This window comes from Sphingomonas sp. PWP1-2 (genome assembly GCF_049898305.1).
Lineage (GTDB): Bacteria > Pseudomonadota > Alphaproteobacteria > Sphingomonadales > Sphingomonadaceae > Sphingomonas > Sphingomonas glacialis.
In genome coordinates this window covers 17,925-30,740 of record NZ_JAFCXM010000002.1, presented here as the reverse complement: position 1 = coordinate 30,740, position 12,816 = coordinate 17,925, and the positions used below count along the sequence as shown (strand labels likewise).

Sequence of the window (12,816 nt, the reverse complement as noted above, 5' to 3'; positions counted from 1 at the left end):
CGCGCGGCACGGTGGGCCCCGGCACAAGGCCGGGGTGACGGGTTGGCTTCAATCGAGGATCGCTTACCGCGCGCCCATATCGACGACGGTCGTCGCAAGCCGATCGACCTCGCCACGGTCATGGCTCACATACAGGATCGGCAGCCCGACCTCGTCGCGCACGCGCTCGATCAGCTCCATGATTTCGCCCCGCCGCGCGCGGTCGAGCGAGGCAAGCGGCTCGTCCATCAGCAGGAATGCCGGCCCAGACAGCAGCGCCCGCCCGATCGCGACACGCTGCGCCTCGCCCCCCGACAGCGTGCGCGGCCAGCGATCTAGCAGATGCGCGATGCCGAGCAGTTCGCTCACCTCGTCGAGCGTCATCCCTGCCCCCGCCGCGCGCGCCGCACCGTACAGCAGGTTGGCGCGCACGCGGTAATGCGGGAACAGCCGCGCATCCTGAAAGATATAGCCGCAACGGCGCTGCTCGGCGGGAACGTTAGTGGTGCGATCGAACAGCGTGCGCCCCGCGACGCGGACATGCCCAGCATCGGGCCTGAGCAACCCCGCGATCATCGCGAGTGCGCTCGATTTGCCCGCGCCCGACGGACCGAACAGCGCGGTCAGCCCCGCCTCGCTTTGGAAGGCCAGCGCCGCGACCGTGCCCGAGCGGAAGCGATGCCGCACGTCGACGTCAAAAGACATGATCGACGCCCCCGCGGCGGCTGAGCCATTCCGACAGCACCAGCGCGGCCAGCGATAGCAGCACCGAGATCAGCGCGAGCCGCGCGACCATCGGGTCCGATCCCGGCACCTGCAGCGCCGAATAGATCGCGATCGGCAGCGTCTGCGTTTCGCCCGGGATGTTCGAGACGAAGGTGATCGTCGCGCCGAACTCGCCGAGCGAGCGCGCGAACCCGAGCACCGCACCCGCCGCGATCCCCGGCAGCGCAAGCGGGATCGTGATCGTCCGCCACACGCGCAGCCGCGACGCGCCGAGCGTCCGCGCCGCACCCTCGAGCCGCGGGTCGACCGCCTCGATCGACAGCCGGATCGCGCGGACCATCAGCGGCAGCGCCATGATCCCAGCCGCCACCGCCGCCCCGGTCCATCGGAACAGCAGCGACACGCCGATCGCCGCAAGCGGCGCGCCGAGCGGTCCGTTCGGCGCAAAGGCGAGCAGCAGCAACCAGCCCGTCACCACCGGCGGCAATACCAGCGGCAAATGGACGAGCCCGTCGAGCAGAAACTTCCCCGGAAACCGCGCCCGCGCGAGCAGCATCGCGAGCACGAACGCGATCGGCAGCGTCACCAGCACCGCGACGAGGCTGATCTTGAGCGACAGCCAGACGATCGTCCAAAGCTCGGGGGTCATCGCCGCTGCGACGCTCAGCGGGCCACGAAGCCGTAGCGCCGGAAGATTGCCTTGCCCGCGCTCGACACCAGGAAGCGCCGGAACCCCTCCGCCGCCGCTGGCGACGGCGCGGCCTTGAGCACCGCGACCGGATACGTGATCGGCGGATGGCTCGCCGCGGGGAACACCCCGACGATCCGCACCCGCTTCGAGGCATAGGCGTCGGTCGCATAAACGATGCCGTACGGCGCCGCGCCCCGCTCGACCAAGGCGAGCGCCGAGCGCACGGTATCGCCGCGCGCAACCTTCGGCGCGACCGCGCTCCACACGCCCAACGCGGTCAACGCCTGTTGCCCATATTTCCCCGCCGGGACCGCGCTGTCCGCCATCGCGAGCCGCCCGCTCCCGAGCCACTGCGTCAGCGCGAAGCCGCGCTTGATCGTCACAGGCTTCGCAACTGCCGCTGGGGCGACGAGCACCAGCCGGTTGCCGAGGAACGTCACGCGGCTCGCCGATACGATCGCGCCCTTCCTGGCCAGCGCGTTCATCCAATCCTCGTCGGCCGAGACGAACAGGTCGGCTGGCGCCCCCGCCTCGATCTGCCGCGCCAGCGCCGACGAGCCGCCGAACGAAATCACCGGCCGCTCATGCCGCTGCGCCGCCCAGGCATCGGCGGCAGCGTTCATCGATTCCTGCAAGCTCGCCGCCGCGAGCACGAGCGGCCCGCGCGCGAGCGCCGGGGCCGCAGCCAGCAAAGCGACCGACACGGTGAGCACGCTAAAGAGGGGGCGCATCGTCAAACTCCTACGGCCGAAACCGTGCATGGCGCGCTCCGTGCGGGAGAGCAACCCGGTCCGCTGCCCGTCTAGAAGTCGATCACCGACACCATGCTCCCGGCCGGTGCCGCGGCGGCATGCGGCAGCCGCCGGATCAGCACATCGGCCTCGGCCAGCGCGCGCTGCAGCCCCGAATCCTGGTTGGCGAGCGGTGCAACGCCGTCGCCGTCGAAGCGCGCGCGGACGAAGGTCTCGCGCGCGCTCACCGCATCGAGCGGCGCGGTCAGCGTCGCACTCCGCCAGCGCAGCGCATCCGACGGCGCGCGACCGCTCAACCCCGCCAGCAGCGTCGTCAGGAACAGCCGCGCGGTGACCATCGCCGAACTGGGATTGCCCGGCAACCCGAGCACCAGCTGGTCGCCGCGCCGGCCGAACCACACCGGCTTGCCCGGCATGATCGCGATCCGCGAGAACAGGATTTCGGTGCCGAGCGACACGAAGATCTGCTTGGCATAATCCTTCTCGCCGACCGACGCCCCGCCGGTGACAACGACGACATCGGCCTCGCCAAGCGCCTTGGTCGCGCCTGCGGTCAACTCGGCAATGTCATCGCGCAGGCGGTACCGCCCCATCATCTGCGCGCCCCAGCCTTCGCCGAGCGCCGCCGCGCCATAGGACGCGCTTTCCGGGAAGCTCCCCGTCCGCTCGCGCGCATGACCCGGCTCGGCGAGCTCGTCGCCCGTGCTGATCACGCTGAGCCGCGGACGTCGCCACACCGCAAGCGTCGCGACATCCGCCCCCGCCGCTGCGACCAACGCGCGCGGTCCGAGCACGGTGCCCGTTGCGAGCAGGACTTCGCCCATGCGAAAATCCGACCCATGAGGCCGGATGTAGCGCTTGCCGGAGAGTGTCCCGACGACGCGCATCGTATCACCCTCGCGCTCGACATCCTCCTGTACGACAACCCGGTCCGCGCCCTGCGGCAGTGGGGCCCCCGTGAAGAGCCTGACGCACGCGCCAGACTGCACCACTCCGTCGAAGGCCGTGCCCGGATAGGCAGCGCCGATGACGCGAAACGGGGGCGCCAGCGCGAGATCGGCATCCCGCAGCGCATAACCGTCCATCACCGATATGTCCGAGCGCGGCGCATCGACCTGCGCGACGCACGGCTCGGCCAGCACACGCCCGAGTGCCGCACCGAGCGCAACCGCTTCCGCCGCGAGCGGCTTCGCCTCGGCAACGACGATCGCGAGCGCCGCGTCGAACGCGATCACGCCGCGTCCGCCTGCCAGACGCCCGAGCGGCCTCCCGATTTGTGCGTCACTTGGATCCCCTCGATCCGCATCGTCCGGTCGACGGCTTTCAGCATGTCGAACAAGGTCAGGCATGCGACGCTGACCGCGGTCAACGCTTCCATCTCGACTCCGGTCTGCCCCTTGGTCTTGACGGTCGCCGCGACGCGAAAGCCCGGCAATGCGGGATCGGGCGCAATCCGCACCTTGATGCTCGTCAGCAGCAGCGGGTGGCACATCGGAATCAGCGTGCTGGTCTGCTTGGCCCCCATCACCCCGGCAAGCTCGGCGGTCTGCACCACCGCGCCCTTGGGCGCCTCGCCACGCAGGACGATGTCGAGCGTCTCCGCGGTGCAGTGCAGTCGCCCCTCGGCGGTGGCTACGCGTGCGGTATCGGCCTTTTCGCTGACATCGACCATATGCGCCCGGCCCGCAGCGTCGATATGCGTCAACCCATCCGCGGTTTCGACCGATAGGCTGGTATCAGGATTGGGCATGGTCTGTCCCATAGCTGGCGTCGCGCTCACCGTTCAGCCCTCGTCGATATCGAGGAACGGCACCACGTCGTTATCGGTCGCGAACCACAGCCCTGCCTGAACATCTTCGGGCTGCTGGCGTGCCAGCGCGATCGCGTCGGCGCGCGGCCCGTAGAACAGCGTCTGCGCCACGGGGTCGCTCTCGTCGAGATAATATAGCCGCACGCTCGCGGTGGAGGAAGTGGTGCGCATCGCGCTGCTTTGCCGCCGCCACGCGACCACGGCAAGGCCTCACGACGGTACCGGTGTCAGGGGGGCGGTGTCAGCGCTGAACGCGACCGAGGCCGCTCGCCTTCGCCATGCCCGAGCGCACGACGCTATGGTCGGCCGCGGTCATCGGATAGGATTCGGGCAACGACCATTTCTCGCGATAGGTTTCCGGCGTCAGCCCGTGGCCCGACAGATGGCGCTTGAGCGCCTTGAAGCGCGCACCGCATTCGAGGCACGCGATCGAATCAGGACGAACGCTCGCGCGCACCGAAACGGCCGGCGTGGGCGCTTCGGCGGCTGCTTCCGCCGGCGCTTCGCCAAGCTGCGTCATTGAGGCGTAAACCGACTTTATTAATTCGGGCACTTCACCGCTGGCGACGCGATTGGCGCTGACTTGCGCGATGACAATATCGCCAACGAGCCGTAACATCTTCAAATCCAACAATATCTCTTCCTCGTGTGCGCTCTTTGTGCGCCGCAGCACCGCAAGAGCCGTCTATTATAAGGTGATGTAGTCTTAAAGGTCCCAGAAGGTTGCGGCCTTGCGGGAATTAACATGGTTTATATGCAGGGTGCGCGATATGGAACACCTACCTCCGCCAGCGCTTCGCGCTATACATCGTGCGCTCATCCCGATGTGCCAATTGCGTTAGATGGACGATGATCGACCAGTTTTCCTATCACCAGCGTTCGATCGGTCCGGCCCTGCGAACAGCCGACGCATGATCAAGGTCGTCAGCTACAACATTCACAAGGGCATCGGGCTCGATCGGCAGCGCGACCCGCAGCGCATCCTCGACGTGCTGCACGAGATCGGCGGAGACGTGATCGCATTGCAGGAGGCCGATCGCCGCTTCGGCACCAAGGCGCGCATCATCCCGCAGCGTCTGATGGACGAGCATAGCCCGTGGCGCGCGATCCAGATTGGCCATGACCGCGCGAGCATGGGGTTTCACGGCAACGCATTGCTCGTTCGCAAGGAGGCCGCGGTGCACAGCTGTGCCACGCTGCATATCCCGGCGCTCGAACCGCGCGGCGCGATCCGTGCCGATGTCGTCGCGAACGGCACGCCGATCCGCGTGCTGGGGATGCATCTCGATCTGTCGGGGCTGTGGCGCCGCAAGCAGGCGCGCGCGATCCTCGCGCATATCGACGGATGCCCCGCACGCCTGCCGACGGTGTTGATGGGCGATCTCAACGAATGGACCCCGGCCGGCGGATGCCTGCACGATTTCGGACGCGACTATCCGAGCGTCCCGACCGGCCCGAGCTTCCATGCCCGCCGCCCGGTCGGGCGACTCGACCGGATCATGACGCGCGGCTTTCGCGTCGTCGATTACGGCGTGCATGCCAGCGTGATCGCCCGCCGCGCCTCGGATCATCTGCCGATCTGGGCGGTGCTGGACCCCGAGTGATGCGCGAGAAGGAACTTCGCCTCGCGCTCGTCTGCTATGGCGGCATCAGCCTTGCCGTCTACATGCACGGCATCACCAAGGAGATCTGGCGGCTCGCGCGGGCCAGCCGCGCCTTCCACGCGGGCGACTCGGCTGCGGCGACGGGCAGCGAAGCGGTCTATTTCGCCTTGTTCGAAGAAATCGAGGCCGAGACCGGGCTCAAGCTGCGCGTGCTCGTCGACATCATCGCCGGCGCGAGTGCGGGCGGGATCAACGGCATCTTTCTGGGCCAGGCGATCAGCACTGGCCAAAGCCTCGAACCGCTCACCCAGCTCTGGCTCGATTCGGCCGATATCGAGGCGCTGGTCGATCCCAAGCAAGCGCCGACGCACCGCTTCACCAAGGTTTGGGCGCTGCCGCTCGCCTGGATGGCGGGGCGGCGCGATGGCGAGGATATCGACCAGACCGTCGAGCCCGGCGAGCGCGAGGAAGTCCGCGCCAAGCTTTCGCATTTCATCCGCTCGCGCTGGTTCGAACCGCCGTTTGGCGGCGAGCGTTTCACCGGGCTGATCCTCGATGCGCTCGCAGCGATGGCGGCGTCGCCGCGCGAACCGCGCCTGCTCCCCCCGGGTCAGCCGCTCGACCTGTTCGTCACCGTCACCGATTTTCGTGGCCATCCCGAACGGCTGACGCTCAATTCGCCACCCGAAGTGGTCGAAACCGAACACCGCGTGATCGTCCCGTTCAGCGACCACGGCATCGCCGGCGAGACGCTCGCCGACCCCGCCGAGCTCGCCTTTGCCGGGCGCGCGACGTCGAGCTTTCCGGGGGCCTTCCCGCCTTTCATGGTCGGCGAACTCGACCGCGTGCTCGAAACGCGCAAGGCCAGCTGGCCGGGCCGCGCCGCCTTCCTCAAGCGCATCCTGCCGCGGCAATTCGCCGTGAACGCCGCCGAAAGCGCGGTGCTGATCGATGGCTCGGTGCTCAACAACGCGCCGTTCCGCCCCGCGATCGAAGCGCTGCGCGAGCGTCCGGCGCGCCGCCAGGTCGATCGGCGCTTCGTCTATATCGACCCCAACCCGCGCGGCGCGCTGGTGTTCGGTGCGACGCGGAGCGAAGTCCCGGGCTTCTTCCAGACGATCCTCGGCGCGGTCACCGAATTGCCGCGCGCGCAGCCGATCCGCGACAATCTCGAGGAGATCGCCACGCGCTCGCGCCAGATCGAGCGCATGCGCGCGATCATCGCGGGGATCCGGCCCGAGGTCGAAAAGCAAGTCGAGGCGCTGTTTGGCTACACGCTGTTCCTCGATTCGCCGACCGCGGCACGGCTCGCGACATGGCGCCGCCGCGCGCAAGCCGCCGCCGCCAAGAGCGCGGGCTATGGCTATGCCGCGTACGGCCATCTCAAGATCAACGGCGTGGTCGAGGCGATCACCGACTTGCTGTACCATGCCGGCGGCGAGCCCGGCGGGCAGCATTGGCGGCGGATCCGCGGGCATATCGCCGAGGCGGTCAGCGCGCGCGGGTTCGACGATATGCAATCGAGCCTTGCCGGCGGAGCGAGCCGCGCGACGATCGGTTTCCTGCGCACCTTCGACCTGGGCTTTCGCTTGCGTCGGCTGCGCCTGCTCGCGCGCCGCATCACCGATCTCGAGGGCGACCAGCCCGAGGCCGAACTCTCCGGCATCCGCGAGGCGATCTACGAAAGCCTTGCCGAATATCTCGAGCGCAAGCGGACCGACCGCTACGGCGCGTTGCGCGCCGCGGTGCAGGGCTTGCGCGGCGATGCCGGACCGTTGCTCGACGCGCTGGGCACGGCGATGGACTTGAAGGCGCTCGACAGCCGCACCGAGGCGCGCCTGGCAGCGGCGTTCGCCGGGCTCAGCCGCGAGATCAAGCGGCCGATCCTGCTGACCTATCTCGGCTTTCCCTATTTCGATGTCGCGACGCTGCCGCTGCTGCAGGGCGAAGGGCTCGACGAATTCGACCCGATCAAGGTCGATCGGATCTGCCCCGACGATGCCGCGAGCATTCGCAGCGGCGGCGCCGAAGCAAGTTTGAAGGGCATCCAGTTCAACAGCTTCGGTGCGTTCTTCAGTCGCGCCTATCGTGAGAACGACTATCTGTGGGGCCGGCTGCACGGAGCCGAACGGATGATCGACATCGTCCTGTCAGCGCTCGAACCGGGCATGACGCTCAAGGCTGGACGCACCGCCGCGATCAAGCGCGCGGCGTTCCTCGCGATCCTCGACGAGGAAGCCGAGAAGCTGACCGCGGTCCCCGGCCTTTTCGAGACGCTGCGCCGCGAGATCGGCTGAGGCGGCAAACGACGCGGCAGGTTGGCAACCCACCGCATTGCCATTACGCTGCCGTCATGCAGTTCCTCAAAATCCTCTTCTGGTGTCTTCTCGCCTTCATTGCGGCGGTCTTCACGCTCGGCAATTGGACCAGCGTGCCGATCAAATTGTGGGGCGGGATGGAGGCGCTGGTCAATTTGCCGCTGCTGCTGCTGCTGACCTTCCTCGCCGGGCTCGTGCCGACGCTGCTGTGGCATTCGACGTTGCGCTGGCGCTTGCGCAACCGCCTCACCGCAGCCGAGCGTGCGCTGCACGATCTGCGCGTCACCGCGGCACCCGTGCCGGTCTCGACGCTCAGCCCCGAAGCCGTCGTCGTCGTCCATCCGGTCGACCCGGCATGAGCAACCGCATCTACGTCGCGCTCGACACGCCCGATCTCGCCAAGGCGCACGCGATGGCGGGCAAGCTTCGCCACCATGTCGGCGGGATCAAGCTCGGCCTCGAATTCTTCATGGCCAATGGCCGCGCCGGCGTGCGCGACATGGCCGAGCTCGGCTTGCCGATCTTCCTCGACCTCAAGCTCCACGACATTCCCAACACCGTCGCCAAGGCGATCATGGCGCTGCGCGATCTCGCGCCGGCGATCCTCACGGTCCATGCCGCCGGTGGACGCGCCATGCTCGAGGATGCCAAGGCGGCGGCGCCTGTGGGCACCAAGGTGGTCGCGGTGACGACGCTGACGAGCCTCGACGGAACCGATCTCAAGTCGATCGGCTGCATGGGCGACCCGCACGAACAGGTGCTGCGCTTGACCGAGCTCGCGCGCGACTCGGGTGTCGATGGCGTGGTCTGCTCGGGCGAGGAAGTCGCCGCCGCACATCGATTCTGGCCCAGAGGTTTCTTCGTCGTGCCAGGTGTACGGCCCGCCGACGGCGTGGTCGGTGACCAGAAGCGCGTCGTCACCCCGCGCGCAGCGATCGACGCGGGCGCGTCGATCCTGGTGATCGGTCGCCCGCTGACGCAAGCCGAGGATCCCGACGCGGCCGCGCGCGCGATCGCCGCGACGCTCTGAGCAAGCGCTGAGGAACCGTCATGCAGATCAGCGCGAAAATCTGTGGTCTCTCGACCCCCGAAACGCTCGACGCCGCGATCGACGGCGGCGCGAGCCATGTCGGATTCGTGTTCTATGCGCCGTCGCCCCGTACGCTATCGCGCGATCGTGCCGCACAACTCGCCGCGCGCGTGCCAGCGCATGTCCAGCGTGTCGGGGTATTCGTCGACCCCGATGACGCGTTGCTCGACCGCGCGATCGCGGCTGGGCATCTCGACGTGCTGCAGCTCCACAAGACCCCGGCTGCGCGCAGCGCCGCGATCAAGGCGCGGACCGGCCTGCCGCTGTGGAGCGCGGTCGCGGTGCGGACGCGCGCCGATTTGGCGGAGGCGGCGACCTATGGCGGCGTCGCCGATCGGATCCTCTACGATGCCAAGACGCCGCCCGGTGCCGCGCTTCCCGGCGGGATGGGCGTGCGGTTCGACTGGAGCTTGCTCGAGGGCTTCCGGCATCCCTTGCCGTGGTTGCTGTCGGGCGGGCTCGATCCGGTCAATCTGCGCGAGGCGGTGGCGATGACCGGCGCGACGCTGGTCGACGTCTCCTCGGGCGTCGAAAGCGCCCCGGGGATCAAGGATGTCACGAAAATCCGCGCGTTCCTACAGGCGGTAAACGACCTCTAACTGAAAGCCCTCTCCCATCCTTCATGGGAGCGGGTTGGGTGAGGGTCTTCTGCCTTCTGTCGTCTGTCCGCGCATCCCGCCTCGAGAAGAACGCCCTCACCCAACCCTCCCCCGCGAAGGCGGGAGCGGGCTTTAGGCCGCACCCGGCTCGACACGCCCGCGCCAGGTGCTAAACGGCACGGCATGAACGCTCCCAACTCCTTCCGCACCCAGCCAGACGAGCGCGGCCATTTCGGTGACTTTGGCGGCCGCTATGTCGCCGAGACGCTGATGCCGCTCGTGCTCGAGCTCGACACCGCCTATCGCGCCGCCAAGGCCGACCCGGCCTTCAAGGCGCAGTTCGACGATCTGCTCGAACATTATGTCGGCCGCCCGAGCCCGCTCTATTACGCCGAGCGCTTGACCGAAGCGCTGCGCGAATCCGCGCCCGCGGGCAAAGGCGCGCAAATCTGGTTCAAGCGCGACGAGCTCAATCACACCGGCGCGCACAAGATCAACAATTGCATCGGGCAGATCCTGCTCGCGATGCGCATGGGCAAGACGCGGATCATCGCCGAGACCGGCGCTGGCCAGCACGGCGTCGCCACCGCGACGGTCTGCGCGCGCTTCGGCCTGCCGTGCATCATCTACATGGGCGCCAAGGACATCGAGCGGCAGGCCTCGAACGTGTTCCGCATGAAGCTGCTCGGCGCCGAAGTCCGCCCGGTGACGAGCGGATCGCATTCGCTCAAGGACGCGATGAACGAGGGCATGCGCGACTGGGTCGCCAACGTCCACGACACCTTCTACATCATCGGCACCGCTGCCGGCCCGCACCCATACCCTGAGATGGTGCGCGATTTCCAAAGCGTGATCGGCATCGAGGCACGCGCGCAGATGCTCTCGCGGATCAACCGCCTGCCCGACATGCTCGTCGCGGCGATCGGCGGCGGGTCGAACGCGATCGGGCTTTTCCATCCCTTCCTCGACGATAGCGAAGTGGCGATGCTCGGCGTCGAAGCGGCGGGTCGCGGGCTCGACAAGGAGCATGCGGCGTCGCTCGCCGGCGGCGCGCCGGGCATCCTCCACGGCAACAAGACCTATCTGCTGCAGGACGAGGACGGCCAGATCACCGAGGCGCACTCGATCTCGGCCGGGCTCGACTATCCGGGCATTGGCCCCGAGCACAGCTGGCTGCACTCGATCGGCCGCGTCGAATACACCTCGATCACCGACACCGAGGCGCTCGACGCGTTCCAGTTGCTGTGCCGCACCGAGGGCATCATCCCCGCGTTGGAACCGTCCCACGCCATCGCCGCGGTGGCGAAGCGCGCGCGCGAAATGGACCGCGACCAGATCATCCTCGCGAACCTGTGCGGGCGCGGCGACAAGGACATCTTCACCGTCGCCGAGGCGCTCGGGGTGGCGCTATGAGCACCGTCCAGAAGGCATCGTCACCCCGGCCTTGTGCCGGGGTCCACCAAGCCGCAAACTCCCCAGTCCGACACTCTTGCGTTGCGCTCGCTGCACAGTGGACCCCGGCACAAGGCCGGGGTGACGACCGATGAGTAACCGCCTCGCCGCCGCCTTCGCCAAGGGCCACCCCGCGCTCGTCGCCTTCGTCACCGCCGGCGACGGCCCGACGCCCGCGATCCTCGACGCGCTCGTCGAGGGCGGCGCCGACGTGATCGAGCTCGGCATGCCGTTCACCGATCCGATGGCCGATGGCCCCGCGATCCAGGCCGCTAACATCCGCAGCTTGCTCGCCGGCACGCGCACCGCCGACATCCTCGCGATCGCGACCGCCTTCCGCGCGCGCCACCCGGATACCCCGCTGGTGTTGATGGGCTATGCCAACCCGATGACGATCCGCGGCGGCGCGTGGTTCGCTGACGCCGCGCATGCCGCCGGCGTCGATGGCGTGATCTGCGTCGACATCCCGCCCGAGGAAGACCCCGAGCTCGGCCCCGCGCTGCGCGCCAAGGGCATCGCGCCGATCCGCCTCGCCACGCCGACCACCGACGCAGCCCGCCTCCCCGTCGTGCTCGATGGCGCGAACGGGTTCCTCTATTACGTTTCGGTCGCCGGCATCACCGGGCTGCAGCAGGCGGCGCAGACCTCGATCGACGAAGCCGTCAAGCGGCTCAAGGCGCATACCGACTTGCCCGTCGCGGTCGGCTTCGGCGTCCGCACGCCCGAACAGGCCGCCGCGATCGCCAAGGTCGCCGACGGCGTCGTCGTCGGCTCGGCGATCGTCGAACTCGTCGCCGAGCATGGCGCGGCCGCTCCGCACGCCGTGCGCGCCTATATCCAGTCCCTGTCGGCGGCGATCCGCACCGCCCGCGAAGGAGTTCCCGCATGAGCTGGCTCACCAGCGTCCGCAACGCACTGGCCTATGTCGTCCCCGTCAAGAAAGAGACGCCCGACAATCTGTGGCACAAGTGCAAGAGCTGCGGGACGATGACGTTCCACAAGGAGCTCGAGGACAATCTCCACGTCTGCCCGCATTGCGACCATCATGATCGCATCGGGCCGCTGCTGCGCTTCGAATATGTGTTCGACAAGGGCAGCTACACGATCGTGCCGCTCCCCAAGGTGCCCGACGACCCGCTCAAGTTCCGCGACACCAAGCGCTATGTCGACCGCATCAAGGCCGCGCGCGTTGCGACGTCGGAGGGCGATGCGCTGATCACGGCGCGCGGGACGATCGAGGGCCGCAAGGCGGTGATCGGCGTCCAGGACTTCGCCTTCATGGGCGGATCGATGGGACTTGCGGTCGGCGAGGCGTTCATCCGCGGCGTCGAGACCGCGATCCAGGAGAAATGCCCGTACATCATCTTCACCGCCGCCGGCGGCGCGCGGATGCAGGAAGGCATTCTCAGCTTGATGCAGATGCCGCGCGCGACAGTGGCGATCGCGATGCTGCACGATGCCGGGCTGCCCTATATCGTCGTGCTGACCGATCCGACGACGGGCGGCGTCACCGCGAGCTATGCGATGCTCGGCGACGTCCAGATCGCCGAGCCGGGTGCCTTGATCGGTTTTGCCGGGCAACGCGTGATCGAGCAGACGATCCGCGAGAAGTTGCCCGACGGCTTCCAGCGGGCGGAATACCTGCTCGAGCACGGCATGATCGACATGGTCAAGCACCGCCGCGACATGCGCGCGACGCTGGCGAGCCTGATCGACTATCTGTGCGGCCAGCGCGAAGCGGCGTAGCATATCTCCGTCTCCCCGCTTGCGGGGAGAGGGTAAGCGAGGCGAATCC

The 12,816-nt window shown here is 68.1% G+C and carries 15 protein-coding genes; 8 read left to right on the top strand and 7 right to left on the bottom strand.

The window, feature by feature from the left end; translation table 11 throughout:
* Positions 1-63: 63 nt before the first annotated feature.
* From ACP7C5_RS04980 to ACP7C5_RS04950, 7 genes are all read right to left on the bottom strand, one after another.
* Positions 64-684 (bottom strand): ATP-binding cassette domain-containing protein, encoded by a 621-nt coding sequence (locus tag ACP7C5_RS04980; protein ID WP_426263407.1) that lies wholly within the window; start codon positions 682-684, stop codon positions 64-66.
* Positions 674-1,354 carry a molybdate ABC transporter permease subunit gene (gene modB, locus ACP7C5_RS04975; protein WP_322163128.1) on the bottom strand — a complete coding sequence of 227 codons (681 nt, stop codon included), beginning with the start codon at positions 1,352-1,354 and terminating at the stop codon, positions 674-676. Before modB ends, ACP7C5_RS04980 begins: the two co-directional genes overlap by 11 nt.
* Positions 1,355-1,368: 14 nt before the next feature.
* On the bottom strand, positions 1,369-2,127 hold the full coding sequence (gene modA, locus ACP7C5_RS04970; RefSeq protein WP_426263406.1) for a molybdate ABC transporter substrate-binding protein: 759 nt from the start codon (positions 2,125-2,127) through the stop codon (positions 1,369-1,371).
* Positions 2,128-2,198: 71 nt separating this feature from the next.
* On the bottom strand, positions 2,199-3,383 hold the full coding sequence (locus tag ACP7C5_RS04965; protein ID WP_426263405.1) for a molybdopterin molybdotransferase MoeA: 1,185 nt from the start codon (positions 3,381-3,383) through the stop codon (positions 2,199-2,201).
* Positions 3,380-3,898, bottom strand: coding sequence for a cyclic pyranopterin monophosphate synthase MoaC (moaC, locus tag ACP7C5_RS04960; protein WP_322163122.1), 519 nt, complete (start codon positions 3,896-3,898; stop codon positions 3,380-3,382). The genes ACP7C5_RS04965 and moaC overlap by 4 nt, the downstream gene beginning before the upstream one ends.
* 33 nt (positions 3,899-3,931) lie before the next feature.
* On the bottom strand, positions 3,932-4,129 hold the full coding sequence (locus ACP7C5_RS04955) for a hypothetical protein (RefSeq protein WP_426263404.1): 198 nt from the start codon (positions 4,127-4,129) through the stop codon (positions 3,932-3,934).
* 70 nt (positions 4,130-4,199) lie between these two features.
* Positions 4,200-4,577 carry a MucR family transcriptional regulator gene (locus ACP7C5_RS04950; protein WP_426263403.1) on the bottom strand — a complete coding sequence of 126 codons (378 nt, stop codon included), beginning with the start codon at positions 4,575-4,577 and terminating at the stop codon, positions 4,200-4,202.
* Positions 4,578-4,869: 292 nt separating this feature from the next.
* On the opposite strand from ACP7C5_RS04950, the gene ACP7C5_RS04945 reads away from it, so the two are divergent.
* The 8 genes from ACP7C5_RS04945 (at position 4,870) to accD (ending at position 12,767) form a co-directional block, all read left to right on the top strand.
* Positions 4,870-5,562 carry an endonuclease/exonuclease/phosphatase family protein gene (locus ACP7C5_RS04945; RefSeq protein ID WP_133188969.1) on the top strand — a complete coding sequence of 231 codons (693 nt, stop codon included), beginning with the start codon at positions 4,870-4,872 and terminating at the stop codon, positions 5,560-5,562.
* Positions 5,562-7,859 carry a patatin-like protein gene (locus ACP7C5_RS04940; protein ID WP_426263402.1) on the top strand — a complete coding sequence of 766 codons (2,298 nt, stop codon included), beginning with the start codon at positions 5,562-5,564 and terminating at the stop codon, positions 7,857-7,859. Before ACP7C5_RS04945 ends, ACP7C5_RS04940 begins: the two co-directional genes overlap by 1 nt.
* Positions 7,860-7,915: 56 nt before the next feature.
* A complete protein-coding gene (locus ACP7C5_RS04935; protein WP_426263401.1) occupies positions 7,916-8,239 on the top strand; it encodes a hypothetical protein in 324 nt (107 codons plus the stop codon).
* A complete protein-coding gene (pyrF, locus tag ACP7C5_RS04930) occupies positions 8,236-8,910 on the top strand; it encodes an orotidine-5'-phosphate decarboxylase (RefSeq protein ID WP_354286209.1) in 675 nt (224 codons plus the stop codon). Before ACP7C5_RS04935 ends, pyrF begins: the two co-directional genes overlap by 4 nt.
* 20 nt (positions 8,911-8,930) lie before the next feature.
* Positions 8,931-9,569, top strand: a complete 639-nt coding sequence (locus ACP7C5_RS04925) for a phosphoribosylanthranilate isomerase (RefSeq protein WP_426263400.1) — start codon at positions 8,931-8,933, stop codon at positions 9,567-9,569.
* A gap of 183 nt (positions 9,570-9,752) precedes the next feature.
* Positions 9,753-10,982, top strand: a complete 1,230-nt coding sequence (gene trpB / locus ACP7C5_RS04920; protein WP_426263399.1) for a tryptophan synthase subunit beta — start codon at positions 9,753-9,755, stop codon at positions 10,980-10,982.
* Between the two features lie 130 nt (positions 10,983-11,112).
* A complete protein-coding gene (gene trpA, locus ACP7C5_RS04915; protein WP_426263398.1) occupies positions 11,113-11,910 on the top strand; it encodes a tryptophan synthase subunit alpha in 798 nt (265 codons plus the stop codon).
* Positions 11,907-12,767 carry an acetyl-CoA carboxylase, carboxyltransferase subunit beta gene (gene accD, locus ACP7C5_RS04910; RefSeq protein ID WP_426263397.1) on the top strand — a complete coding sequence of 287 codons (861 nt, stop codon included), beginning with the start codon at positions 11,907-11,909 and terminating at the stop codon, positions 12,765-12,767. The genes trpA and accD overlap by 4 nt, the downstream gene beginning before the upstream one ends.
* Positions 12,768-12,816: the final 49 nt, after the last annotated feature.